Source organism: Pandoraea fibrosis (assembly GCF_000807775.2).
GTDB classification, from domain to species: Bacteria; Pseudomonadota; Gammaproteobacteria; order Burkholderiales; family Burkholderiaceae; genus Pandoraea; species Pandoraea fibrosis.
Genome location: NZ_CP047385.1, coordinates 4,573,923 through 4,599,973 on the forward strand (window position 1 = coordinate 4,573,923; position 26,051 = coordinate 4,599,973).

Here is a 26,051-nt window from a genome sequence, read left to right on the forward strand (position 1 = left end):
GCCTTACTCGTGAATCGCCGTCACCGGCGTTTCACCCACGCGAGCCACGCCGCGATACATCCCTTCGGTGTTGAACGGCAGCGCGACATTGCCTTGCGCATCGACCGCGATCAGACCGCCACGGCCCTGCACGCGCGGCAAACGTTCGCGAATCACACGCTCGGCCGCATCGACGAGCGACAGACCGGCGTATGCCATTAGCGCCCCGACTTCATAGCAGGCGACCGCGCGAATGAATGCCTCGCCGGTACCCGTGGCCGAGACGGCTGCCGTGGCATCGTTCGCGTAGCAACCGGCGCCGATGAGCGGCGAATCGCCCACGCGGCCAACGGCCTTGTTCGTCATGCCGCCGGTCGATGTCGCTGCTGCCACATGACCGTAGCGATCGCAGGCCACCGCCCCTACCGTGCCGAACTTGGTGTCGGGATCGATCGGTTCCTTCTTGAGCGGCATGTCATGGTCGAGCGCCACGGCGGCGTCGGCCAGCGCACGTTGCCATTGGGCGTAGCGGGCTTCGGTAAAGAAGTAGTCGGGGTCGACCATGGCGGCCCCGTTCGCCGCAGCAAAGGCTTCCGCGCCCTCGCCCACGAGCAGCACATGCGGGCTGTGTTCGAGCACCGAGCGCGCAGCAAGGATCGGATTGCGCACACGGTGTACGCAGGCAATGGCGCCGGCGTCGAGCGTAGCGCCGTCCATGATCGCGGCGTCGAGTTCGTGCGTGCCTTCGTGCGTGAATACTGCACCGCGTCCCGCATTGAAACGAGGGCAGTCTTCGAGATGACGCACGGCTTCGGTCACCGCGTCGAGCGCGGAGCCACCGGCGGCGAGCACCGCCTGCCCTGCACGTAACACCTCAGCCAGCGCTTCGTGGTAGGCCTTGAGTTCCTCGGGCGAGGTCTCGCGACTGATCGTTCCGGCACCGCCGTGAATGGCGATGACCGCGCGTTGGGCGTGACTCATGATGCTTTGTCCTTTCTATCCTGACTGCCCGGCACGGTGCGAGGCGTGGCCTGATGGCCGAGGTTCGGTGCGCCTTGCGTGCCGGCCGTCGCAGCAGCAACAACAGCGGTCGTATGCGAGTTCGCCGTGGCGTTGGCGGCAGCGGTGCGTTGGGGCGCGACGACGCGCCCGACCACGGGGCCCGCCGGGGCATTGGCCGGTGCACTCGCACCCGTCGTCTGGGCAAGCGACGCCGAATCGAGCCACGGCAGCAGAAAATCGGTGAGTTCGGTGGCCCGGTCCACTGCGTGCTTGGCGCGCTGCGCAACGGCGTCGCACAGCGCATCGATGATCGCCAGCACGCTCGCTTCCGAGTTGCTCGACAGACGCGGCTTGCTGCGCACGAAAATCACGATGTCGCCCAGCGGCGCCAACGGCGACGTCGGGCTGTCCGTCAGCACCATCACGGGCACGCCTCGCCCACGCAGACGTCGGCACAGCGTAATGGTGTCCGACACGTATCTCGGGAACGCGAGCGCGATCACCAGATCGCCCTCACGCAATTTGAAGAGCTGACGCGCGGCATGCGTCGATCCGCCAACGCCGACCACCGCCTGCACGTTCTCGCAGTACGGGTCGAGCCCGTGATGCAGCAGTCCGGCGAGATACCCGCTCGCGCCCAACCCCAGCACATAGATGCGACGCGCCTGAAGAATCGACTCGACGGCACGCTCGCAGGTCGCGGCGTCGAGCGCACGGCGCGTCCAATCCAGATTCTCGATGGCTTGCGCCAGCGACGCGGCCATCACATCGGCGCTGGCACTCACCTGCGCCTTGCTCGTGCGCAGACTTTCGATCGGCGCAAGCGTGGCTTCGTACCCCCGCACCATCGCGGCCCGACATTGCGGATAGCCGTCGAAGCCGAGGGCACGAGCAAAACGATTGACCGTGGCAAGCGACACGCCAACGGCGCTCGCGAATTCGTCGATACGCATGGTCGCCGCGCGAAACGTATTGTCGAGCACGAACGCCGCCATGCGCTGCTGCGCGGGCGTCAGGTCGGGCATGGCACGCACGATGCGCTCGGTGAGCGGCAGATCGGCGGGCAACGATTCGGCGTCAGTCATGGTGCGAGGCTATCCATTGGAGTGAAGGAAAGTATATTTTCATCAGCACCCCGTCAAAAGAAAAAAAATAGTTCAAACGCTGCCGGGATGGCGTCGTCTCCCCCCGTTGCGCCGTGCAAGCCCTGTCAAAACAAGGGGGACACGTCACATCGATACGCAAAATGCGGGCATACTAGGGGAAACCCGAATGCACGAACTTGCCGGACGCTTTGCGATCCGACTTCTGAACTACGGTGTCACGACGCGACGGTTTTCTGCCGTCGCGAAAAAATCAGGCAACGGAACACAGGACTGTCACAGGACCGCCTGGGGAGGCTGGGTCGGAGGCGAGTCGTAACGTGCAGTAAACATGGCGTAGTCGTGGGCTTACATCTGCCCGGTACGCTGACGATATGAATTCGCCTCAAGGAGCATGACCATGCTGAGCCCGCATGAAATCGCCACGCTGTTGCTGGCGGCCGCATCCCTTGGACCTATCGATGCCGATGCGCTCGAACCACCGGACCTCGCGGCGCTGGAACAGGCGCGTCTGGTGCATGTGGATGTCGACGAAGGACAAGCCAAAGTGATCGTGACCGAAGACGGTCATCGGGTACTGCGTCGTCTGGGGCTGGAACGCTCGGTCGGCGAGCGCCCAGAGGCGCCGCGTCTGAAAGAGACGACCGCGCAACGCGCGGATCGGACGGCAGGGATGGGTATCAGCGAACGGTCTGCACCGGCGAATGCTGCTGCCGGGGAGACCGTCCGTGAGTTGCAGCAGGCAGCGGCGCTGCCTGCCGACGTCGCGATGCGATCAGAGCGTCGCGAAGAACAGGCTTAAGCGGGCGAGCACGATCAGCAGAATCTGCATCAGCAGGAACAGTCCCAGCGGTGAGAGATCGAATCCACCCATCATCGGAATGACGCGCCGGATCGGGCGCAGCAGCGGGTCGAGCAAGTGCTGGAGAATCGGCATCGCGGCAGCACGGGGATTGACCCACGACAGCACGGCCATCAACAGCGTCAACCACATCACGAGGTTGGCGCCCCACTTGGCGACCAGCACCACCGCCACCAACAAGCCTCGCGGAAACACCGAGGCCGGCGACACCCCCACCACGGCCGTGATCAATACCAGATAAACGAGGGCGCTCAGCCAGGCAGCGATCACGCACGCCCAGTCGATCCCACCGATCCCCGGCACCACACGCCGCAACGGCAACACGATCCAGTTGGTGAACTGGAACACCCCTTGTGAGAGCGGGTTGCGCGGCGGCAACTGCGTGGCCTGCATCCACACACGCAACAGCAACAAGGCGCCGAATAGCGAGAAAACAAGGTCTAGTAGCAGACGGGCGATTTCGACGAGCATCTGGACTCCAACGGATTGTGCGGTCCCCCGCAAAACCGGCATTGTCGCATGCGTTTGCCCGAGTTCAATGCTCCCCTAGCGCTTTGAGGGGATGACCGTCGTCCGGCCACGGCGAGACGAAGAATGCCTCGACCTGCCCGGCCGGGACGTCCGCCAGCGTTGGGTAACGCCAACGCGGTTGCTTGTCTTTGTCGATCAACAGTGCCCGGACGCCCTCGACGAAGTCCCCCGATGCGAATGCGTGATGCCCCAGCACCAGCTCCATTCGGAAGGCGTCGGCCAGATCGAGGCGACGCCCCTTCTGCAATTGCCGGTCGGTCACGCACAGGCTCAGTGGCGAGCGCTGCCGCAACAACGCCAGCGTCTCGACGGCCCACGGCGTGGCTGAGTCTTCGGTGAGCGACGCAACGATGCCCTGCACATCGATGGCGCTGAAATGCCGATCCAGCGTGGCTCGTGCTTGCGCCAGCGGCGCGGCGTCCGTCCACGTGCGCCCCAGCGGCAGAATGGCGGCACGCAGCCGCTCAAGCAGCTCTGCCGAATCTGCCGAATCTGCCGATTCCGACGCATATTGGCCCGCAAGTTTGCTGGTCTGCTGTGTCACCGAACCGCCATCCCAATCGAATTGACGGAGCATCGCCTTCAGTCGCCCCTGCGCATCCCCCTCGATCCAAACGTCCGCGAGTCCGCAGTACAGCGCATCGGCGGCAGTGATGGTCACGCCGGATAGCCCCAGATAGCGCGCTACGGTCGGCGCCAGATGCCCCAGAAACCAACTGGCCCCGACATCGGGGAACAAGCCGATGCCCGTCTCCGGCATCGCCAGTCGCGAGCGGTCGGTCACAATGCGCAGCGCAGCCCCTTGGGCAACGCCCATGCCGCCGCCCATCACAATGCCGTTGAGTAGTGCGATATATGGCTTCGGATACCGGTGGATCAGATAGTCGAGCCGGTACTCGTCGATGAAGAATGCCTGATGGTCGTTGGCATGGTTCACGCGACTTTCATAAAGCGCCCGGACGTCACCTCCCGCACAGAAGGCCTTCTCCCCCGCGCCTTCGACCAGCACAGCCCGCACCGCCGAATCATTGGCCCATGCGTTGAGTTGCTGCCACATCAAACGCACCATGCCGTGCGTGATCGCATTCAATGCGCGTGGCCGGTTCAGCGTGATCACACCGAATCCGTTGACCACCTCGAACAACACTTCGTCTTGCGTCTCGACGACGCTCTCACGCTGATTCACTGCTCATCCTCCTTGCCATGCCCGAGTTCCCCGACTTCGTATCGCGCTCACATGCCCAATCCCGCAATCCCGCGGTGACACGATTGACAGCGGTTGCCGCGACGCGATCAGTCCAGCGCGCGGGCAATGACCTGACGTTGAATTTCGCTGGTGCCTTCGTAAATCTGCGTGATGCGGGCGTCGCGATAATGGCGCTCCACCGGATAGTCTTCGAGATACCCGTAACCGCCATGAATCTGAATGGCGTGTGAGCACACCCATTCGGCCAGCTCGGACGCGAAGAGCTTGGCCTGCGACGCCTCGGACAGGCAAGGCAACCCTTCCGTGCGAAGTGCCGCTGCATGGAGAATCAGAAATCTTGCCGCATTGATGCGGGTCGTCATGTCGGCGAGCATGTTCGCAATGCTCTGATGCTCGCGGATCGGCTTGCCGAACTGCTGACGCTCACCGGCATAGCGCAGCGCCGCTTCAAACGCCGCGCGCGCTACGCCAAGCGCCAGTGCAGCGATGCCGATGCGGCCTCCCTCAAGATTCGACAGTGCAATCTTCAGTCCCTGCCCCGGCTCGCCAAGCAACGCGTCGTCGCCGACTTCACAATCGACCAGGGTGATCGGGCAAGTATCCGACGCCCGGATGCCGAGCTTGTGCTCGGGATGGCCCACTTCGAAACCCGGCGTATTCGTCGGCACGATGAACGCCGAAATGCCACGCTTGCCGGCGGCGGGGTCCGTCACCGCGAACACGATCGCCATCGCCGCCCGCTTGCCGTTCGTCACGAACTGCTTGCTGCCATTGAGCACCCATTTGTCGCCACGACGTTCCGCGCGCGTTCGCAGATTGTTGGCTTCCGACCCGGCTTGCGGCTCAGTCAGGCAGAACGCGCCGATCTTACGGCCGGCGGCCAGATCGGGCAGCCAGCGCTCGCGCTGCGCGTCCGAACCGAACTTCAGGACCGGTGCGCACCCCACGGAGTTGTGAACCGACATCATCGTGGCCGTGGACGCGCATCCCACCGCAATCTCTTCCATCGCCAGCGCATACGCCGTGTAGTCGGTGTACGACCCGCCATATTGCTCGGGCACCATCATGCCCAGCAAACCGAGGTCGCCCATTTGCGCCACCATCGCGTCCGGCAACGCGCAGTCGCGATCCCATTGCGCGGCATTCGGCGCCAACTGCTCACTGGCAAACGTGCGCGCCATATCGCGAATCATGCGTTGGTCTTCGGTATAGAAATCCATGTTCTGTCTCCCGCACCCTGACGTTTTCCAAAGGGATCGCCGGCGCTTTTGCGATGTCGATGGGCCCAGTTTAGGGATTGCGCCGCGTTGGCACCATAGCCAAAACCGGCAAATTGCATGAGTGGAATTGCCATCGGAAACGTCTGAAAGCCGCCCCGGACAAACCCTTGGCGTGGCAGACCGGCCCGCGCCGTCTCGCCGGGGGGCCTCGCCCAGCCTCGATTCCCCCACCCTCGAAGTGGATAAATCCCTCACGAACTCTGAGCCGATAGGACATTGCCTGCCGCCGACGCCACGCATTACGATGAATTTCGCCATTGCCCCGTGAGCGCCGCGCCCCGTAAAGACGGCGCCAGGGGAGGCCAGCGATGCGCGTTCGCGTCCTTTCATGATAGGCGCGCCGCCGGCCAGCATCCGACTACAGGAGACGATCCATGACTACCGATTACGCCGACGCCTATCGGGCGTTCGACCTCGACGCCGCTGTGCGCACCACGCTTGCCGGCAATTTCGACGCGATGAACGCGTGCGTCGAGTGCTGCGACCGTCATGCGCTTCCCGGGCGCATTGCCTTGTTCTGGGAAGGCAAAGACGGCACGAGCCAGACGTGGACGTTCCGGCAATTGCAAACGCTTTCCGCACGTTTCGCCAACTTCCTGCGCGAACAGGGCGTTCAGCCTGGCGACCGCGTGAGCGGGCTGCTGCCGCGAACGCCCGAACTGCTGGTGACGATCCTCGGCACCTGGCGGGCGGGCGCGGTATATCAACCGTTGTTCACCGCGTTCGGCCCGAAGGCCATCGAACATCGGTTGCACAGCGCGCAAAGCAAGCTCGTGATCACCGACGGCGCCAATCGGGCCAAGCTCGACGAGGTGGGCAACTGCCCCTCCGTCGCCACGGTCGGTGGCCCGCGCGGCCAGGGCGTGCGGCGCGGCGACTTCAGCTTCTGGCACGAAGTCGAGCAACACGCAGATGACTTCGAACCCGTCATGCGGCGTGGCGACGACCCGTTCCTCATGATGTTCACCTCCGGCACGACCGGGTCCGCGAAACCGGTGACGGTGCCGTTGCGCGCCATTCTGGCATTCGTGGGCTACATGCGGGACGCCGTCGATCTGCGCCCGACCGACACATTCTGGAACATTGCCGATCCGGGCTGGGCCTACGGGCTGTATTACGCCGTGACGGGGCCGCTCGCCATGGGCATCCCCACGACCTTTTACGATGGGCCGTTCAACGTCGAGAGCACCTACCGGATCATCAACAAGCTCGGCATTACGAATCTGGCCGGCTCGCCAACGGCATTCCGCCTGCTGATCGCGGGCGGCGACAAGGTTGCGGCACCCGTCAAGGGGAAACTGCGCGCGGTGTCCAGTGCAGGGGAACCGTTGAACCCCGAGGTCATTCGCTGGTTCGCCGAGCATCTCGGCGTGACCATTCACGACCACTATGGGCAGACAGAACTCGGCATGGTCGTATGCAATCACCATGCCCTCGCCCATCCTGTGCAAGCCGGGGCCGCTGGGTTCGCCTCGCCGGGCCATCGCGTGGTGGTCCTCGATGACGACGGACGCGAATGCCCGGTCGGACAACCCGGCGTTCTCGCGCTCGATCGAAAACGATCGCCGTTGATGTGGTTCAGCGGGTATTGGGAGCGTGAAACGCCTGCGTTCGTCGGCGACTATTACCTTTCCGGCGATACCGTCGAACGTAACGACGACGGCAGCATCAGCTTTGTCGGGCGCAACGACGACGTCATTACCTCAGCCGGTTATCGCATCGGGCCGTTCGACGTTGAGAGCGCGCTGATCGAACATCCGGCCGTGGTCGAAACGGCAGTGGTCGGCAAGCCCGACCCGGAGCGCACCGAACTGGTCAAGGCGTTTGTCGTGTTGCATCCGCAGTTCGTGCCGACCGAAGCCCTCGCCTGCGAGTTGCAGGCCCACGTTCGGCATCGTCTGTCCACGCACGCCTATCCGCGTGAAATCGAATTCGTCTCCGAACTGCCCAAAACACCGAGCGGCAAGCTCCAGCGCTTCATCTTGCGCAATCAGGAAGTCGCCAAGGCCGCGCAGGTATCGGCCAACGCCGCCTAAGTCCCCCTCTTTCTTTCAGGAATCGCAGCTCATGCAAATCAAGGATCGTGTTTTTCTCGTGACCGGTGCGTCGTCAGGCCTTGGCGCTGCCACAGCGCGCATGTTCGTCGACGCCGGTGCGAAGGTGGTGCTCGGCGACATCAATGCGCAAGCCGGTGCCGCGCAAGCCGATGCACTGGGCAACGCCGCGCGCTTTGTCGCGACCGACATCACCCGGGAAGACGATGTGCAGCGTCTGGTCGATACGGGCAAGCGCGAGTTCGGTGCGCTCAACGGTGTCGTAAATTGTGCTGGGCTCGTCATCGGGGAGCGCATTCTGGGCAAGCAAGGCCCGCACCGGCTCGACAGTTTTGCACGCATCGTCAACGTGAATCTGATCGGCACGTTCAACGTGCTGCGTATCGCGGCCTCGGCCATGGCCGAAGGGACCGCCGATGCAGAAGGCGAGCGAGGTGTCGTCGTCAATACGGCATCGGTGGCGGCGTTCGACGGGCAGATCGGGCAGGCGGCGTATGCGGCATCGAAAGGCGGCGTTGCCGCGCTGACCCTGCCCGCAGCCCGCGAACTGGCGCGTGTCGGCGTGCGTGTCGTTACGGTCGCGCCAGGGATCTTCGAGACCCCGATGATGGCCGGCATGACACCGGAAGTGCAGGCCGCGCTGGGCGCCTCAGTGCCCTTCCCGCCTCGCCTCGGACGTCCGTCGGAGTACGCCGCGCTCGTGCGCCACATCGTCGAGAACACCATGATCAACGGCGAAGTCATCCGGCTCGATGGCGCGTTGCGCATGGCACCGAAATAAGTCGCGCAACGGATCGAGATCCTGCGACACACGCGAAATCGGAAAGCGCCGACCCCGTTTTCGGACGGCACCGAAAGCGTCGACAGGGGCCGCACTGCTAGAATCCTTGCGTCCCCCTGCTACGACGTACCGTTTCGCGACGCATGGAAAAAGGCAGCATCTCGATCTATTTCGTTATCAACGCGCTGGCGCATGTCGAACGACTCGGCGGCGATCCAACGGCATTGCTGCGTGCCGCCGATATTGCGCCGTCCTTGCTGGCGCATCCGCAAGCCCGCGTTTCGTCTGACCGTTACGCCCATTTGTGGCGGCTCATCAGCCTCGCCCTCGACGACGAGTTCTTCGGGCAGGACTCTCGCCGCATGAAAGTCGGCAGCTTCGCGATGTTGTGTCACAGCGTCATCACCTGCCGCACGCTGGAGCAAGCGCTGCAACGCGCAGCGCGCTTCATGGGGTTGCTGCTGGACGATTTCGAAATGCATCTGGTGCGAGACGGCGCACTCGCCCGCCTCGAAGTCCACGAGCGCGCCGACGCACAAGCGCCCCGCATCTTCGGGCACGAAACGCTATTGATCCTCTTCTATGCGCTGACGTGCTGGCTGATCGCGCGTCGCGTGCCCTTGAGCACCGCCTATTTCGCATTTCCCGAAACGGCTTACAGCGACGAATACCGGACGATGTATTCGCCGCGCCTCGTCTTCGACGCACCGCATACCGCGATTGAATTCGATGCGGCGTGCCTGGACCTGCCAGTGGTGCAGGACGAAGTGTCCGTCAAAGAATTCCTGCGGGCGGCCCCGGCCAACATCATCCTCAAATACAAGAACACGAAGGGCATGGTCGCACGGGTGCGGCGGCGTCTGAAAACGATGCCGACGGATAGCTGGCCGGCGTTCGAGGCGCTCGCGGGAGAGTTTCACACGACGCCGTCAACGCTGCGCAGACGGCTGGAAGACGAGGGACAGTCGTACCAGTCGATCAAAGACCAGTTGCGGCGCGATCTCGCGATTCACGCCCTGTGCCATACGTCACAGCCGATGCTGGAGATTGCCCTCTCACTGGGCTTCGCCGACCCGAGCGCGTTCTTTCGCGCCTTCCGGAAATGGACGGGGGCCCGTCCCGGCGACTATCGACGTCAGGCCGTGGAGGCCTGACGCCTATCGTTCCACTCAGGCTGTGTGTGCCTTGGCGCGCGCCTGAGCGCCCTGCCCCACCGTCGCGCTCTCGCCATCGTCACCGTCGTCGTCCAGCTCGATACGCTTCACCTCGCCGAGCAGCAACAGATAGCAAAGCACGCCAGCAATCGCGAAGAGGCTGATGAGCCCCAACGCCCAGCCGAACGAGCCGGTCGCCTTGACGATGAATCCGATCGCAATCGGCGTTACGATGCCTGACAGATTGCCTGCGAAGTTCACCGCACCGCCCGTGATGCCGACCATGCCCTTGGGGGCAATGTCCGCCACGAGCGACCACGACGCCGACGCCACGCCCTGCGCGAAAAACGCGAACGACATGATGGCGATCACCAGCCAGTTGGCATCGGTAAGCACGGTCAGCGACATCGTCGGCACCAGTAACAGACCGGTCACGATCGGGGTCTTGCGCGCCGTTCCCACCGCCACACCGCGACGTAGCAGCCAGTCGGAGAGCAAGCCGCCGCAAACCACGCCAATGGACGCAGCCACAAACGGCAGCGAGGTCATCCCGCCCGCCTTGAGCACCGTCATGTGGCGCTCGGTAATCAGATAGGTCGGGAACCACGTCAGGAAGAAGTACAGCGACGACAGCGACGCGAATTTGCCCACGCAGATCGCAATGATCTGACGATTGCGGAACAGCGCCAGCAGTTTGCGCCACGGGAATTTCTGAGGCGCGGCCCGATCCGCTGGCTTGGTCTCGACGAGCGCCCCGCCGCTGCGGATGTGCGCCAGTTCGGCCGCATTTACCCACGCGCACTTGTCCGGATCGCGATAACCGAGGTACCACACGCCTGCCCAGACGATGCCCAACAGACCGGTCGCGTAGAAAATTTCCCGCCAGCCCCACGTGTGCGCAATCCAGAACAGTAACGGCGTGAGCGCCGCCATGCCGATGTACTGCCCGACAAGATAGATGCTGGTGGCGACCCCTCGCTCGCGCTGCGCGAACCAGATCGAGACCACGCGGTTGTTGACCGGGAACGTGGGGGCTTCGGCAATCCCCACCCCGAGTCGCATGCCAAACAACGTGACGAATCGCGTCGCAAAGCCTTGCATGAACGTCAGTACCGACCAACTGAGAATGGCGATCCCGTAGATGGCCCGCGTACCGAAACGGTCAATGACCCAGCCACCGGGAATGTTCGCGATGACATACGTCCACGCGTAGGCCGAGAAGATAAAACCAAGTTCCACGGGACCTAGGCCGAACTCCTGCTTGAGCATCGGCGCGGCCACCGAGAGATTGGCACGGTCGACGTAGTTGATGACCGTGCCGACGAATACCAGAAAGAGCATCCAATAGCGCACCCGCGATGGGCGTTGCGAGGACGACGGGCTCAGAGAAACTGACATGATGAGTCTCGTAATAGGCGGCGATATCTTCAATACCTTCAATCGGCCGCCGAAAAGCTTGCCGCCACCGGGCCAGGTAACCCTGCCCCCAGTGGCGTCGCAACTTAGAAGCTGTGATACATACCGACGCGCAGCAGCATCTGATCGTGATTGCTCGACGCCCCGATCGGATACGACGCGGCGTGGTTATTGCCATTCGCACCGATATACGTCACCTGCGCCTGCAATTGCGTGCGCTTCGAGAACGAATAGAGGTCGCCCGCTTCGATCTGGTTGTAGTGCGTGTGGTTGAACGACGAATACGAATAGCCCAGCGTGAGTGCGTTGGCTTCCGTCACCCGGTACTCGGTGCCGACGTCGTAGTTGAACATGTTGCCCGAGCCGCCCGGCGCACGCACTTCGCTGCGCGTGTAGAGCGCATGAACGTTCCAGCGCGACGAGATGCGATACGAGGCACCGATGCCAGTGTTGTTCACGGCGTCGGACTTGAACACATTCGTGGCCGACAGGCCGGATTGTCCGAAGATCGACGTGATACCCAGGCGCGACGAGAAATCGAAGGTCCGCTTGTTGATACTCACGTAGGTCGCGGCCACAGAGAACGGGCCGTTGTCGTACTTCACGTAGCCACCGGCCGTGCGGCCGAGCGCGTTACCGCCTGCGAAGCCGTACATCAGACCGCCGGTCAGACCATGAAAGCTGGTGCTGTTCCATTTGACCGCATTGTCGACCTGCGACGAGTTGGCCAGATTGTCGAGGTTGCCCGGGTGATAGGCGTACAGATTGTGTTGCCAGAATCCGTTCGAATAACGGATCGAAACGTCCTGCATGAAATCTGTCTGGTGGCCGATCGATACCGTGCCGAATCGATCGCTGGCGAGACCGACCCACGCTTGGCGGTTCCACTCCACACCGCTGTTGATCAATGCGCCGCTGCTCGTATTGAAGCCCTGCTCCAACTGGAACACCGCCGACAGTCCGCCCCCGAGGTCTTCACGGCCTTTCAGGCCAAAGCGGTCGGGTTGCCCGATGCCGGCATCCATCTTGAACAGACGGCCACCGCCCTGATTGCTCACGTAAGTGAGGCCGTCGTCGATCGTTCCGTAAATCTGCAACGAATTGCCTGCGGCGTGTGCCGCGCCAACGCATGCCAAAAGGCAGGCTGCGCCGATACTGCGTCTCTTCACCTTCCACTCCTGTAGTGCGTCCTGATACTCCGAGGCTGTCTGACACCTCATGCCAACGAGGTTGTCGTCACTCGGGACGTACCTGCCGATGCATCGTTTTTGTCTTACCTATGAAACAATGGTTAATAGGTGAGACAATTATGGCGAAGGGAATTCGGCGAGACAAGCAGAAAATAAGTCCGCGCTTATTGATGTTGCGCAAATGCTAATGACAAAGCCTTCGCGCGTCTGCGGGAAAAAATTGAGGGAAGGGGTTGGGTGCCGCAGACCGGCGAGCGCTTCCCTACGCGAGCCGATAGCGTGTTGAAGCGTGTTGAAGCGTGAGGGAAGCGTGAGGGAAGCGCGAGGGAAGCGCGAGGGAAGCGCGAGGAAAGCGCGAGGGAAGCGCGAGGAAAGCGCCCGGAATGTCGGCACGCGCGCAACCTGCGCGGTGCTTATCGAACCGCGTGGTCAGTCACTGCGTGGGCGTGCCTAGAGCGCGTCTATACAACGCTGGCACGTTCGGCACGGTAGTTGAGCTTGTGTGAAAGCTCGTCGGCGGCGGACACAACTTTCTCGACGATCCCGTTCTCGAGCAAGTCCGCTTCGACGCGTGCCTGAGGAATCGTCACGCTGATGACCGCAGCGATCTGTCCGCGATGATTGCGCACGGGTGCAGCAATCGTCGAAATGTTCTGCTCGAAGAAGGCCTGGCTCATGCTGTAGCCACGAGCGATGTCTTCCTGCACCACACGATGCAGGGCTTCGACCGTCGTCGGCGTGTGTGCCGTGTAGGCTTCGAGCTTGCGCTCCGGGTAGAGCTGCTTGAGCGATGGCAGCGAATAATCTCCCAGCAGAATGTGGCCGACGGCAGTCGCATGCGCCGGCAGACGCGTCCCCACGCGCACCGTGCCAAACACCAGTTCGCGGCTCGCCGCCTTGGCGACAAACACTGCATCGCGCTGGTCGAGAATCAGAATATGGCTCGAGAAACCCGTGGCATCACGCAACTTCTCGATGACCGGTGTGCCGAGATCGGTCAGCTCCAGCGAGTTGAGATACTCGAACCCGAGGCGCAACACCGCCACCCCAAGCCGGTAGTGACGCTCGTCTCCCGCCTTCTCGATAAAGCCCTCGGCTTCCAGCGTCTGCAACAGACGGAACACCGTCGAGCGCGGAATATCCAGACGCCGCGCAAGATCGGCTCCGGCGAGCACGGGCTCGCGCGCCGAAAAGGTCATGAGGATGCGCAGGCCACGCTCGAGACCCGGGACGGAGTATTTGTTATCGCTGTCGTTGCTCATGCCGTTTGCGCACACTGGCGCCGACCGGTGGTGCGGCAGTTCCGCGCAACCGATAGACGATATTCATGGAAGGCGCACATTATAGGCCACGGGCCCGTCGCCCGGCCATGACGGAACACAACGCCGCGACCGGGCCACTTTCTCACCTGACGAGACTCGGTTGCGCCCCATGCGCAACGGGTTGCGCCCATTCTCGCGACATGGTGCCCTATCGGGGCGCAAGCGGGCACCCAACTTGGGCGAACCGCCTTCGGCGTGGGCCATGCACCGCAATGGGGGTAATTCCGAAGCGCGTCGACTCCCGCTTTTTGTCATCATTGCGCCTGCAAGCTTGACAAGCTGGCGCATGTGGAGCGAGACACCGTGGTCCGAGCCGAGAACAATAAACGATCCGGACGGGCCAAAAGGCACGTATTCCTTTTCTCCTGACGCTTTTGCGATTGCCTATCCCAATAGCCACTCAGGAGCTGCGCCCACCTGCCAAGTGGGCGTTTTTTTGCTGGTTAAACGCCCCCTTCGCTGTGTGGTTCGACCCGCCCGCGGTGTTCTTCACGAGAGAACCCGATGCCCTGGCATGCTTGTTGCTTGTATTTCCAGCATCGGGGAACGACGCCGCCTTGGCCGAGGTTTCATTGATAAGCCCGCACCAGATTGCACCGGTACGTGCCAGATCGTGAAGCCCGGACTCGCCCCCTGCGGCGCCTCCGTTTGTTTTGGGTCGAGGTGTTATGTTTACTGAACTGAGCGACGTTGAATGGCACGCCCTGCGTGATCTGATTTGCGACCGACCGGTCCGTACGGAACGACGCGGCCGCCCTCAAGTCGAGCAGCGCACGCTGACCAATGCTGTCTTGTGGGTGCTGTTCACTGGCGAAAGCTGGTCCAAACTGCCGATGCAATACCCTTCCGTGCCGACTTGCCGCCGCAAACTCAATGAGTGGCGCGAATCGGGCATGCTCGATACGATTCTGAAACGCCTGCAACAATCGGGCCGCGATATCAGCGCCTGCGCAGGTCAGATCAGCAAGCCGGCGCGCAGCACGCCGTGCGGCGACACCGATCGCCTGCGCGGGGTGTTCTGGACGAACCCGGCTTCCTGGAAGCCCCCGGTTGCCATGCGTTGATCGGCCTTGAGCGGCCGATTGGCCGCAAAACGCCATTGCAAGCATTCTCATTCGACAGGAATGTCCGCGCAACGCTCGCGGCACCGTCGGCAGGAAGTACGGGGTTAGCCAGATAAGCAGCCAATGCGCGAGATGCGACCATCACCACGGGTCACATCTCGCGTCACAGCGCCGCGCGCACCGCTTCGGCAATGGCCAATGAGGCCGTGAGACCGGGCGACTCGATACCAAACAGGTTCACGAGTCCCGCCACACCATGCACCGCCGGCCCGTCGATGCGAAAGTCTGCCGCCGCCTCGCCCGGCCCGCTGATCTTCGGCCGAATACCGGCATAACCGGGTTGCAACGCGCCGTCCGCCAGCGTCGGCCAATAGCGCCGCACCGCCGCGTAAAATCCATCGCCATCCGCCGGATTGACCGTGTAGTCGATCTCGTCGATCCATTGCACGTTCGGCCCGAAGCGCGCCTGCCCTGCCAGATCGAGTGTCAGGTGAACCCCCAGCCCGCCCGGCTCCGGCACCGGATAGATCAGGTGCGAGAACGGCGCGCGCTGCGCGCAGGTGAAGTAGCTTCCCTTCGCGTAGTAGCGCTGCGGAATATGCTCGGGCGCCAGCCCGACGAACGTCCTGGCGATGTCGACGGCGTAGAGTCCGGCGCTGTTGACGACCGTACTCGCGAGCAGCGTCGATGTGGCACCTTCTGTCAGCACATCCAGTTCGATGCCATCGGCATGCCCGACTCGCGCACCCACGACACGCGCGTCGAATGCAAGCATTGCACCGGCATTTTCTGCGCCGCCCTGCAAGGCGAGCATGAGTCCGTGACTATCCACGATGCCCGTCGACGGGGAGAGTAATGCACCAAATGTGTGCAGTTCAGGTTCGAGCCGGGTGACGTCGCTCGCGCTCAACCACTGCAAGTCGTCGACACCGCTATCGCGCGCGTTGGCCGCAATGGCTTCGAGTTCGCCCACCTGATGATCGGTGGTCGCGACAATCAGCTTGCCGCAACGGCGATGCTCCACGCCATGCGAGGCGCAAAAATCGTACAGCCGGTGTTTGCCCTCGACGCACAATGTTGCCTTCAGCGAGCCGGGCGGGTAGTAGATGCCACCGTGAATGACTTCGCTGTTGCGCGAACTCGTACCGGTGCCGATCGCGCGCTCGGACTCCAGGATGACGACCTCGCGCCCGGTCATCGCCAGCGTCCGCGCGACGGCCAATCCCACCACGCCCGCGCCGATCACGACGCAATCGACTTTGTCCATGGGTGTTCCTTGGTTACCTTCCGATTCGCATGAAGACGCCGGATCGCCAGCCGACCGCCTCCTCATGCGGATCGGTTGCGGGAGGCACTCGCATGCGCTCCCGCAACGTCACCTCACGACACGCTTACAGCGCGCCCGTCAGTTCCGGCACCACCGTGAACAGATCGCCCACCAGGCCGTAGTCCGCCACCGAGAAAATCGGCGCTTCCGGATCCTTGTTGATCGCCACGATCACCTTCGAATCCTTCATCCCCGCCAAGTGCTGGATCGCGCCGGAAATCCCCACCGCGATATACAACTGCGGCGCCACGATCTTGCCCGTCTGACCCACCTGATAGTCGTTCGGCACATACCCCGCGTCCACCGCCGCACGCGACGCACCCAGCGCAGCGCCCAGCTTGTCCGCCAGCGGCTCCAGCACCTTGGTGTAGTTCTCCCCGCTGCCCAGCCCCCGGCCACCCGAGACGATGATCTTCGCGCTCGTGAGCTCCGGACGGTCCAGCTTCGTCACCTCACGCCCCACGAACTGCGACACGCCCGCGTCCGGCGTTGCCGCCACGGCTTCCACCGCCGCGCTGCCGCCCGTCGCCGCCGCCGGGTCGAAACCCGTCGAGCGCACCGTGATCACTTTCACCTTGTCCGCGCTTTGCACCGTCGCAATCGCGTTGCCCGCATAGATCGGACGCTCGAACGTGTCGGCGCTGTCGACCTTCGTGATATCCGAAATCTGTGCGACGTCCAGCAGCGCTGCCACGCGCGGCGCGATGTTCTTGCCGTAGGCGGTGGCCGTGGCCAGAATGTGCGAATAGTTGCCCGCGATCGACACCACCTCGTCGGCGATGTTCTCGGCCAGACCGTCGGCGAAGTACGGCGCATCCGCCAGCAGCACCTTCTTCACGCCCGCGATCTGCGCAGCCGCGTCAGCCGCCGCCTTCGCGTTCGAGCCGGCCACCAGCACGTGCACGTCGTCGCCGCATTGCAGCGCTGCCGTCACCGTGTTGAGCGTCGCCGCCTTGATCGATTGGTTGTCGTGTTCGGCAATTACCAGAATGCTCATCTCGTCGTCTCCCTTAGATGACCTTCGCTTCGGTCTTCAGCTTATCGACGAGCGCTGCCACGTCCGCCACCTTCACCCCTGCGCTGCGCTTGGGCGGCTCGGCCACCTTCAGCGTCTTCAGACGCGGGCTCACATCCACGCCCAGATCCGCAGGCTTGACCGTCTCCAGCGGCTTCTTCTTCGCCTTCATGATGTTGGGCAGCGTCACATAACGCGGCTCGTTCAGGCGCAAGTCCGTCGTGATCACTGCCGGCAACGACAGCGACACCGTCTCCAGACCGCCGTCCACCTCGCGCGTGACCTGTGCCCGGTTATCCGCCACCGTCACCTTCGAGGCGAACGTCGCCTGCGGCAGCCTGGCAAGCGCCGCGAGCATCTGACCGGTTTGATTGGAGTCGTCGTCGATCGCTTGCTTGCCAAGGATCACCAGTTGCGGTTGCTCCTTGTCCACGATCGCCTTGAGCAGCTTGGCCACCGCCAGCGGCTGCAATTCCTCGTCCGACTCGATCAGGATCGCGCGATCCGCGCCGATGGCCAGCGCCGTGCGCAGCGTCTCCTGCGACTGCGCCACGCCCGCCGACACCGCGATCACTTCCGTGGCTACGCCCGCTTCCTTCAGGCGCACTGCCTCTTCCACCGCGATTTCGTCGAACGGATTCATCGACATCTTCACGTTCGCAATGTCGACGCCGCTGCCGTCGCTCTTCACGCGAACCTTTACGTTGTAATCCACTACCCGTTTGACCGGTACCAGGATCTTCATGCGCAACTCCCTTGAATCAGAAAAACCGGGAGGCGGGCCGTCTCGACGGCGCTCGCCCCGCGGGAAGATACGAACTTACTCGATCTCGCGCCCTTTCGTCTCGGGCAACAAAAATGCAGTGACCAGCACGACAAGATAGGCACCGCCGGCAAACATGCCGATGGCGGTTCCCAGACCGCTGGTCTTGGCCAGATAACCGACCAGACTCGGAAACAGTGCGCCGATGCCGCGCCCGAAGTTATACGCGAAGCCTTGTCCGTTGGCACGTACCGCCGACGGAAACAACTCGGTGAGATAAGCGCCCATGCCACTGAAAATGCCGGATGCCGCGAACCCCAGCGGGAAGCCGAGGATCAGCATCTGGTCATTGCTCAGTTGGAACTGCGTGTATGCATAGATGCTCGCGCCCGACAGCACGGCAAAGATCAGCAGGTTCGCTCGGCGGCCCAGACGGTCGGTCAGATACGCCCCCGTCAAATAGCCGATGAACGATCCCAGAATGATCACGAGCAAATATCCGCCGGTGCCGATGACCGAGAGATGACGCTCCGTCTTCAGGAACGTCGGCAGCCATGTCGTCACGGCATAGTACCCGCCCTGCACACCGGTGCACAGCAGCGCCGAGAGCGCCGTCGTCTTGATGAGCGACGGCGAGAAGATCGCCCAGGCCGACGTGCGCTTGGCTGCGCGCTCCTCCTGCTTGCGCGTGCGTTCGAACAATTCCGGTTCCGGCACATGCTTACGGATATAGAGCACGAACACTGCCGGGATCACCCCGATCCAGAACAACGCGCGCCAGGCGTAGTCCTCCGGCAACAGCGAGAACGACGCCGTGTAGCACAGCGCCGCCACCGCCCAGCCGATGGCCCAGCCGCTTTGCACCGTGCCGACGGCACGTCCGCGATACTCGGTGCGCACGATCTCGCCCATGAGCACCGATCCGACCGCCCATTCGCCGCCGAAGCCCAGCCCCTGCAACGCGCGCAGCACGAAGATCTGTTCGAAGTTCTGCGCAAAGCCGATCAGGATCGTGCAAATGGAGAACCACAGGATCGTCGCTTGCAGAATGCGCACGCGCCCGAAGCGATCCGCGAGTACGCCCGCCACCCAGCCGCCGATGGCCGAGAACAATAGCGTGATGGTGGCCAGCATGCCGGCCTGCCCCTTGTCGATGCTGAACACCGTGATCAGTGTCGAGATCACGAAGGTGAATACCATGAAGTCGAGCGCATCGAGCGCCCAGCCGCCAAACGCCGCGATAAAGGTGCGCCGCTCGGTCTTGTTCATCTGGCGATACCAATCCATCTTGTCTCCTCCTCTTGTACCCGCTGAACTGCAAGAGCGCGAGTTGCGCCCGGATAGGATGAAATTCAGTGACGAGAACGTCTGTGCATCGTCAAACCGTGGCGGGGAACCCGTACAGACGCGCCGGGTTGTCCACCAGAATGCGGCGGCGCGTGTCGGCATCCGGCGCCCATTGCGGCAGCAGATTGCGCAACGCGCCCGTGTTCGGCATGCGTGTGAGCGACACGTGCGGCCAGTCGCTGCCCCAGACCATACGCTCGGGCGCGTCTTCGATCAGGGCTTGGGCGAACGGCGTGACGTCGTCGAACGACGGGAATCGTTCGCTGATGCGATAAGCCCCCGAGAGCTTGACCCAGTACCCGTGATCGCGAACCAGGGAGCGCAGCGCGGAGAACCCGGGCGCTTCAAGCCCCTGCGCCACGGGCGTATGTCCCATGTGATCGACAATGCCCGGCACCGGCAGCTTCGTCATGCGTGGCATGAGTTCGGGCAATGCATTCACGTCCATCAGAAACTGCATATGCCAGCCGAGATCCTTGATCCGGTGCGCCAGCGTTTCCATCGCCGTGAAGCCGATACCGCCACCGAACAACACGTTGATGCGCAAACCTCGAACCCCTGCGGCATGCATCGCTTCGAGTTCGGCATCGGTGATGTCGGGGGAGACAACCGCGATGCCGCGCAAACGGTCCGGGTGACGGCGCAGCGTTTCGAGCATGTAGCGGTTGTCGGTGCCGTAGACACTGATCTGTACGAGCACACCGTAGGTCATGCCGGTGGCGTCGAGCATCGCAAGGTATTTGTCTTCCGGCGCGGGTGGCGGTGTGTAGCTGCGCTCGGGCACCATCGGATACGCGTCGCTCGCGGCGACTACGTGGGCATGCGTGTCGACGGCACCGAACGGCACGTCGAATGTCGGTGGATCGATCTCCGGCAGCGGACCAAGGCACAGCGGCGCGCCGGCGGCGGGGGTTACGGTCATGTCGACTCCTCAGGAGGCGCGAGGGCGACAGTCGCAACGTCGGGCTCACGCCGGGGTAAAACCGATCGGGCACCGTCACCGCCGGTGCCCGCAAGAAAGCAGGCCCTTACAGCAGCTTGCCCGGATTCATGATTCCGGCCGGATCGAACACGGCCTTGATCTCGCGCATCAACCGCAGCTCCAGCGGCGATTTGTACTTGGCGAAATAATCGCGCTTGAGTTGCCCGATCCCATGCTCGGCGCTGATGCTTCCGCCGAAGCGCGCCACTTCATCGAGCACTTCGGCAGTGATCGCCTCGCCCTGCGTGGCCATGAAATTCGCCGCCTCGCCCACCGGGCGCGACAGGTTGTAATGCAGATTGCCGTCGCCGAAGTGGCCGAAGATGAACGGGCGCACCTGTGGGCAAACGCGTCGCACGCGCGCCTCTGCACTCGTCATGAATTCCGGGATGGCCTCGATGGGCAACGAAACGTCGTGCTTGAGGTGCAGACCGTCGGCGCGTTGTGCCTCGGAGATTTCCTCGCGCAGCTTCCACATCTCCTCGAGTTGCGCCAGCGTGGACGACACCACGGCATCCGCGCAAAGATCGCGCTCGATGGCCGTCTCGATCACACGCTCGAGCAACGCCGCCAACGCCGCTTCGTCAGCCGTGTCGGCCAGTTCGATCAGTACATAACCGGGGTGGCGCTCGCCAAACGGCGCACGCACGCCCGGCACATGCGCCATGACCAGATCGACGCACTCGCCCGTGAAGAACTCGAACGCCTGCATGCGCGGGCCGCACTCGGCAAACAGCAATTCATACAATTCCAGCGCCTGACGCGGCGACGTCACCGCAGCGATCACCACCTGACGCACGGGCGTCGGTGCATAAAGACGCAGCGCTGCCGCGGTAATCACCCCCAGCGTGCCTTCCGAGCCGATCAGCAACTGCTTGAGGTCGTAGCCCGTGTTGTCCTTGCGCAGCGTGCGCAGGCCATGCAGGATTTCGCCGTTCGGCAGCACGGCTTCCACACCGAGCACCAGCTCACGTGTCATGCCATAGCGAACGACGTTCACGCCGCCAGCATTCGTCGCCAGATTGCCGCCCAATTGACACGAGCCCTCGGCCGCGAGACTGAGCGGCAACAAACGATTCGCGTCGCGTGCCGCGCGTTGCAAGTCTTCGAGAATGCAGCCCGCTTCGGCGACCAGCGTGTTGGCGATGGTGTCCAGACTGCGCACGGCATTCATGCGATCGAGGCTAAGCACCACGTTTTGCGCCGAGGCGTCGGGCGTCGCGCCGCCGCACAAGCCCGTGTTGCCGCCACGCGGCACCACGGGCGTCGCCGTGCTCTGGCACAGCGCGAGAATTTTGGCGACATCTTGCGTCGTGCGTGGACGCACGACGGCCTGCGCGTTGCCGCGATACATGCCGCGCCAGTCGGCCAGCCACGGCGCCAGATCGTCGGCAGACGTGAAGACGCTGTCGGCACCGACGGCGTCGATGAGACGTTGAGTAAAGGCGGAGATAGTCATAGGGTCACGCGTCGGGGGTTACGGTGCGAATTGCGGTGCAGGAGATCGCATTTGACGACGAGTCAGGCACGGGTCGGCGCGATGGCGCCGGTGATGATGTCGCGCCCGGGCAGCGTTAGCCCGAGACGCGCCGACGCCCGCAACAGATGCGAGAGCGACGCGGCACGCGCCAGCAAAGGATCGCGCGCCTTGATGGCATTGAACACGGCGACGTGCTCCTGATGCACCTGCGCGGCGAGCCCTTCATGGCGCAACGTATTCGTGCGCGCCGCCTGCACGACCTGACGGATTTGCAGATTCAGATACTGCAGAAGGTCGGCGTAGTAGCGATTATGTGTAGCGCGAGCGATAGCGGCATGGAACGCGGTGTCGAATTCCACGCCGTTTTCCGCGTGATACAGATTCGTCTCAAGCTTGCCGAGAATGTCTTCGAGATGACGAATGTCTTCGTCGGTGTGACGAACAGCGGCAAGTGCCGCTGCGGTGCTCTCAAGATCGAGACGTAGTTCGTAGACGCTGGCGAGATCGGCGGCGTCCTGTCCGACCGGCACCTGAAAGCCGCTCGACGGCGTGCGCGCCTTCACCGTGACGCCCGCGCCTTGCCGGCTGTCGATCAGTCCCTGAGCGCGCAAACGCTCCGTGACCTCGCGGATCACAGCCTGACTCACGCCGTACGTTTCGGAAAGCTGCTTGCCGGTCGGCAACCTGGTGCCGACGGGATAGGTACCCTGCCGGATCGCGTCCTGCAACTGTTGCGCGACCTGCTCGGTCAGGGTCTTGGGCTTGGTTGTCATCCTCTCGCGTCATCTCATGCTTTTCTGGTTTGCATGTTATATGAAAACTTTTGACGCCAATTACCGAGTTAACCCTTAGTCTGCCACGCTATCAATGACAAAGGCGGCGGGGAGACTGGCTCCGCCGCCGCCCGCGGGGTGGCGCGAACGCCTTTACGCTGCGCGCATCGCGCTTAGAAGCCGATCAGCGCTTCCGTGACGTGGCTCACGTTCGGCGGTGCCGCGAAACAATCGCTGACCAGCGCACGCCATTGCGAGAAGGCTTCCGAGTTACGGAAGTGGACCGTGTGGTCTTCAAGCGTTTCCCACGTCACGACCAGGCTGTAATGGGTGGGTTGCTCGATGGACTTGAGCAAACGCATGCCGTGGCAGCCTTTCGAGCCCTTGAACAGCGGCGCAGCCTTCGCCACCCCTTGTTCGAATGCGGCTTCGGTGCCGGACTTCACTTCGATCTGGGCAATTTCAAAGATCATCGGATTTCCTCAGTGGTTTGTGCGTGATGGTGCTTGTGTCGATCTTGTTGTCGTCGCGCGATCGCCGCAGGCGGGGCGAAATCGCGCAATCGTCAGCACCAAGCGGTAGGCCGGGTGCCGCGAGAACGTCCGATTCTATACCGCGCATTCGCGTGACGCATCGCGTGTCGCACCATCGCAGGCTTTCAGCGTTTTTCGACATGCCTTCCTCGTCCCGATGCACGGACTTCGCTCATCGATTGACCGCGCGGCACCACGAGCGTGCAATACCGCGCCGCACTTTGCGCCTCATCAGACAAAACATCGAGAAAAATCAGACACCTGAAAAAATCTGGCATTGCTCTTGCATATCTTCTTTCTTCTTCACGTTTGCACCAAAAGAGCACATTCATGCCCAATTCCAATACACCCGGCGACGTGCTGTTCCTTCTGCTCGGCGCGATCCTGGTGCTTGCCATGCACGCCGGCTTTGCCTTTCTTGAACTCGGGACCGTTCGCAAGAAGAATCAGGTCAATGCGTTGGTCAAGATCCTGACCGACTTTGCCGTCTCGGGACTTGCCTATTTCTTCATCGGCTATCCGCTCGCTTACGGCGTCGACTTCTGGTCGAGCGCGACAGTCCTGTCCGAACACAATGGCTACGCGCTGATCCGCTTCTTCTTCCTGCTGACGTTCGCGGCAGCGATTCCCGCCATCGTCTCGGGCGGCATTGCCGAGCGGGCGAAGTTTCATCCGCAGTCGGTCGCAACGTTCTTTCTCGTTGGCGTGATTTATCCGTGCTTCGAGGGCATTGCGTGGAACGGTCATCTCGGCATTCAGGACTGGCTCACCCGGGTATTGGGCGCGCCCTTTCATGATTTCGCGGGCTCGGTTGTCGTGCATGCGGTCGGCGGATGGATCGGACTCGCGGCAGTGTTGCATCTGGGCGCACGTCGCGGACGCTACAACGGGCAAGGCCAGGTCGCTGCACACCCGCCGTCGTCGATCCCCTTCCTCGCGCTCGGTGCGTGGATTCTGATCGTCGGCTGGTTTGGCTTCAACGTGATGAGTGCGCAGCGGGTGGGCGGCATCTCGGGGCTGGTGGCCGTCAACTCGCTCATGGCGATGGTCGGCGGCACGCTCGTTGCGATGTGGATCGGCAAGGATGACCCCGGCTTCATCCACAACGGCCCGCTCGCGGGGCTGGTCGCCGTGTGCGCCGGTTCGGACGTCATGCATCCGCTTGGCGCGCTCGTGGTCGGCGCTGTCGCAGGCGGCCTGTTCGTGTGGCTCTTCACCGTGACGCAAAACCGCCTGCGCATCGACGACGTGCTCGGCGTCTGGCCGTTGCACGGCGTATGTGGCATCTGGGGAGGCCTGGCGGCAGGCATCTTCGGACAGACAGCGCTCGGCGGACTCGGTGGCGTGAGCTTCGTGGCGCAAGTCATCGGAACGGTGATGGGAGTTGCCATCGCGTTCGCTGGCGGCTACCTCGTCTATGGCGTGATCAAACGCGTCGTCGGTCTGCGGCTCGACGACGAACAGGAGTACTACGGCGCCGACCTCTCGATCCACAAGATCACCGCAACGCCGGAACGCGAGACGAATTGGTAAGGACCGCTCCGGGGTTGGCGTACAGACTGCCGCGTCAATCCCGAGCAGCCCGCTCATTGCGGCCGAGACAGCCCAGGAAAAACAGCACGACGGTGAATGCCAGGGCAAGCACGCAAACCCCACCCCACCCTGCCGCCGCCCACGCGGCCCCAGAGAGCGCCGCGCCAATCGCCCCGCCCACGAAGAAGATGCCGACGAAGAGCGCGTTGAGCCGACCGCGCGCCGACGGATTGAGCAAATTGATCGCGCGTCGTCCAAGTGTCTGATCGGTGATCACGCCAGCGTCGAGCGACGCTGCGCCCACGATCAATAGCACGAGCGCCAGTCCGGGGTGCGCCGTCAGCGAGAACCCGGCCCAACCCGCGCCCGCCACGCCCAGCAGAAGCACCGCACCGATCATCAGAAGATGAGCAGCGAGCTGCGTGATGCGGCCCAGCCCCCGGTCCCCCAGATACCCGGCCAACGGCGTCACGATGGCGCCGGATGCGCCCGCCAGCGCGAACAGGGCTACGCCCTGCATGCCGAGCGAAAACGGAGGCTGCACCAGCAGCAGCGCGATGGCGGTCCAGAAGGCGCTGAACGCACCGAGCGACAGCGCCGCCTGCGCTGCGCGCAATTGCAGCACCGGTTCAGTACGCAGGAGCGTCCAGAGCGAACCCAGCAACGCCGGGTAGCGTGCCCCCGACTGCGGTGTGCGAACAGGTAAGCGCAGATACAGCACTACGGCGAGTACCGCGTCGGCCAGCGCTTCGACACCATAGAAGGCACGCCAGCCCAACGTGCCCGCAATCACACTCGCGAACGGACGCGACAGCAGAATGCCGACCATCAACCCGCTCATGACGTTGCCGACCGCGCGTCCGCGACGACTCTCGGGCGCCATCGATGCCGCCATCGGCACCAGCATCTGAATCACGCTGGAGGTCGCCCCCGCAAGGAACACCGACACCAGAAACAGCCAGCCCGAATGCGCGAGCGACGACAGCGCGAGGAACACGGCACTGCACGCGAGTGTTCGGAAAATGAGGCGGCGATTCTCCAGCAGATCGCACAGCGGCACGAGCAATAACAGCCCCGCGGCATAGCCCAGTTGCGGCAGCATCGCGATCAGCCCAGCGAATTCGCCAGGCAATCCCTGCGCCCGGCTGACGGGCCCGGTCAACGGCTGCGCCGCGGAAAGATTCACGACGATGATGCCCACGGCAGCGGCGAAAAAGATCGTCATCGGCAGGCTCAGCCCCTCGCCAGTTGCAACGGGTGAAGGCGTTGGCAGCGATGTCGAGGACACCGGTGCGGCGCAAAGATCGCGCGAACAGAGGGGGGGCGGCTGCGTCATTTTCTCTTCATGTGGGT

Annotated in this window: 24 protein-coding genes; 6 read left to right on the top strand and 18 right to left on the bottom strand. The window is 63.1% G+C overall.

Features of this window, described 5'->3' with window-relative positions; genetic code table 11:
- Positions 1-3 precede the first annotated feature (3 nt).
- Both PI93_RS20210 and PI93_RS20215 read right to left on the bottom strand, forming a co-directional pair.
- The gene (locus PI93_RS20210; RefSeq protein WP_039366766.1) at positions 4-960 is read right to left on the bottom strand and encodes an isoaspartyl peptidase/L-asparaginase family protein; all 957 of its coding nucleotides are present in this window, start codon (positions 958-960) and stop codon (positions 4-6) included.
- Entirely contained in the window at positions 957-2,066 is a 1,110-nt protein-coding gene (locus PI93_RS20215) for a MurR/RpiR family transcriptional regulator (RefSeq protein WP_052240446.1), read from the bottom strand. Before PI93_RS20215 ends, PI93_RS20210 begins: the two co-directional genes overlap by 4 nt.
- A gap of 418 nt (positions 2,067-2,484) precedes the next feature.
- Between PI93_RS20215 and PI93_RS24735 the strand changes: the two genes are divergently transcribed.
- A complete protein-coding gene (locus PI93_RS24735) occupies positions 2,485-2,886 on the top strand; it encodes a hypothetical protein (protein WP_039366769.1) in 402 nt (133 codons plus the stop codon).
- On the opposite strand, the gene PI93_RS20225 is transcribed toward PI93_RS24735, so the two are convergent.
- The 3 genes from PI93_RS20225 to PI93_RS20235 all read right to left on the bottom strand — a co-directional run bounded on the left by PI93_RS20225 (position 2,860) and on the right by PI93_RS20235 (position 5,904).
- Complete coding sequence (locus PI93_RS20225; RefSeq protein ID WP_039366772.1) at positions 2,860-3,417, bottom strand: YggT family protein; 558 nt, start codon at positions 3,415-3,417, stop codon at positions 2,860-2,862. The genes PI93_RS24735 and PI93_RS20225 overlap by 27 nt on opposite strands.
- Positions 3,418-3,481: 64 nt before the next feature.
- Positions 3,482-4,663 carry an enoyl-CoA hydratase/isomerase family protein gene (locus tag PI93_RS20230; protein WP_039366775.1) on the bottom strand — a complete coding sequence of 394 codons (1,182 nt, stop codon included), beginning with the start codon at positions 4,661-4,663 and terminating at the stop codon, positions 3,482-3,484.
- Between the two features lie 107 nt (positions 4,664-4,770).
- Positions 4,771-5,904 carry an acyl-CoA dehydrogenase family protein gene (locus tag PI93_RS20235; RefSeq protein WP_039366778.1) on the bottom strand — a complete coding sequence of 378 codons (1,134 nt, stop codon included), beginning with the start codon at positions 5,902-5,904 and terminating at the stop codon, positions 4,771-4,773.
- Between the two features lie 434 nt (positions 5,905-6,338).
- On the opposite strand from PI93_RS20235, the gene PI93_RS20240 reads away from it, so the two are divergent.
- The 3 genes from PI93_RS20240 to PI93_RS20250 all read left to right on the top strand — a co-directional run bounded on the left by PI93_RS20240 (position 6,339) and on the right by PI93_RS20250 (position 9,953).
- Positions 6,339-8,000, top strand: coding sequence for an acyl-CoA synthetase (locus PI93_RS20240; RefSeq protein WP_039366782.1), 1,662 nt, complete (start codon positions 6,339-6,341; stop codon positions 7,998-8,000).
- Between the two features lie 31 nt (positions 8,001-8,031).
- Positions 8,032-8,799: an SDR family NAD(P)-dependent oxidoreductase gene (locus PI93_RS20245; RefSeq protein ID WP_039366784.1), complete on the top strand. Its 768-nt coding sequence runs from the start codon at positions 8,032-8,034 to the stop codon at positions 8,797-8,799.
- A 143-nt stretch (positions 8,800-8,942) separates the two neighbouring features.
- Positions 8,943-9,953, top strand: coding sequence for an AraC family transcriptional regulator (locus PI93_RS20250; protein WP_039366788.1), 1,011 nt, complete (start codon positions 8,943-8,945; stop codon positions 9,951-9,953).
- Positions 9,954-9,968: 15 nt separating this feature from the next.
- On the opposite strand, the gene PI93_RS20255 is transcribed toward PI93_RS20250, so the two are convergent.
- The 3 genes from PI93_RS20255 to PI93_RS20265 all read right to left on the bottom strand — a co-directional run bounded on the left by PI93_RS20255 (position 9,969) and on the right by PI93_RS20265 (position 13,821).
- A complete protein-coding gene (locus PI93_RS20255) occupies positions 9,969-11,351 on the bottom strand; it encodes an MFS transporter (protein ID WP_039366790.1) in 1,383 nt (460 codons plus the stop codon).
- A 104-nt stretch (positions 11,352-11,455) separates the two neighbouring features.
- The gene (locus PI93_RS20260) at positions 11,456-12,538 is read right to left on the bottom strand and encodes a porin (protein ID WP_039366792.1); all 1,083 of its coding nucleotides are present in this window, start codon (positions 12,536-12,538) and stop codon (positions 11,456-11,458) included.
- A gap of 482 nt (positions 12,539-13,020) precedes the next feature.
- Positions 13,021-13,821 (bottom strand): IclR family transcriptional regulator, encoded by an 801-nt coding sequence (locus tag PI93_RS20265; RefSeq protein WP_039366794.1) that lies wholly within the window; start codon positions 13,819-13,821, stop codon positions 13,021-13,023.
- Between the two features lie 728 nt (positions 13,822-14,549).
- On the opposite strand from PI93_RS20265, the gene PI93_RS20270 reads away from it, so the two are divergent.
- Complete coding sequence (locus PI93_RS20270; protein ID WP_039366796.1) at positions 14,550-14,945, top strand: transposase; 396 nt, start codon at positions 14,550-14,552, stop codon at positions 14,943-14,945.
- Between the two features lie 163 nt (positions 14,946-15,108).
- Here the strand turns inward: PI93_RS20270 and PI93_RS20275 are convergent, their stop codons facing one another.
- The 9 genes from PI93_RS20275 to PI93_RS20315 form a co-directional block, all read right to left on the bottom strand.
- On the bottom strand, positions 15,109-16,212 hold the full coding sequence (locus PI93_RS20275) for an NAD(P)/FAD-dependent oxidoreductase (protein ID WP_039366798.1): 1,104 nt from the start codon (positions 16,210-16,212) through the stop codon (positions 15,109-15,111).
- Positions 16,213-16,336: 124 nt separating this feature from the next.
- Positions 16,337-17,269 carry an electron transfer flavoprotein subunit alpha/FixB family protein gene (locus PI93_RS20280; RefSeq protein WP_159372140.1) on the bottom strand — a complete coding sequence of 311 codons (933 nt, stop codon included), beginning with the start codon at positions 17,267-17,269 and terminating at the stop codon, positions 16,337-16,339.
- Between the two features lie 13 nt (positions 17,270-17,282).
- Entirely contained in the window at positions 17,283-18,032 is a 750-nt protein-coding gene (locus PI93_RS20285; RefSeq protein WP_039375881.1) for an electron transfer flavoprotein subunit beta/FixA family protein, read from the bottom strand.
- Between the two features lie 75 nt (positions 18,033-18,107).
- The gene (locus tag PI93_RS20290) at positions 18,108-19,337 is read right to left on the bottom strand and encodes an MFS transporter (protein ID WP_039369981.1); all 1,230 of its coding nucleotides are present in this window, start codon (positions 19,335-19,337) and stop codon (positions 18,108-18,110) included.
- A 91-nt stretch (positions 19,338-19,428) separates the two neighbouring features.
- Complete coding sequence (locus tag PI93_RS20295) at positions 19,429-20,319, bottom strand: amidohydrolase family protein (RefSeq protein ID WP_039369979.1); 891 nt, start codon at positions 20,317-20,319, stop codon at positions 19,429-19,431.
- A gap of 106 nt (positions 20,320-20,425) precedes the next feature.
- Complete coding sequence (locus tag PI93_RS20300; protein ID WP_039369975.1) at positions 20,426-21,838, bottom strand: FAD-binding oxidoreductase; 1,413 nt, start codon at positions 21,836-21,838, stop codon at positions 20,426-20,428.
- 62 nt (positions 21,839-21,900) lie between these two features.
- Complete coding sequence (locus PI93_RS20305; protein WP_039369972.1) at positions 21,901-22,632, bottom strand: FadR/GntR family transcriptional regulator; 732 nt, start codon at positions 22,630-22,632, stop codon at positions 21,901-21,903.
- Positions 22,633-22,805: 173 nt separating this feature from the next.
- Positions 22,806-23,105, bottom strand: a complete 300-nt coding sequence (locus tag PI93_RS20310; RefSeq protein ID WP_039369969.1) for an antibiotic biosynthesis monooxygenase family protein — start codon at positions 23,103-23,105, stop codon at positions 22,806-22,808.
- A 185-nt stretch (positions 23,106-23,290) separates the two neighbouring features.
- A complete protein-coding gene (locus tag PI93_RS20315; RefSeq protein WP_144400535.1) occupies positions 23,291-23,497 on the bottom strand; it encodes a hypothetical protein in 207 nt (68 codons plus the stop codon).
- Between PI93_RS20315 and PI93_RS20320 the strand changes: the two genes are divergently transcribed.
- Positions 23,496-24,698, top strand: coding sequence for an ammonium transporter (locus tag PI93_RS20320; RefSeq protein WP_039369967.1), 1,203 nt, complete (start codon positions 23,496-23,498; stop codon positions 24,696-24,698). The genes PI93_RS20315 and PI93_RS20320 overlap by 2 nt on opposite strands.
- 34 nt (positions 24,699-24,732) lie before the next feature.
- Here PI93_RS20320 and PI93_RS20325 read toward each other — a convergent pair whose 3' ends face one another.
- Positions 24,733-26,034, bottom strand: a complete 1,302-nt coding sequence (locus PI93_RS20325) for an MFS transporter (RefSeq protein WP_039369964.1) — start codon at positions 26,032-26,034, stop codon at positions 24,733-24,735.
- Between the last annotated feature and the right edge of the window lie 17 nt (positions 26,035-26,051).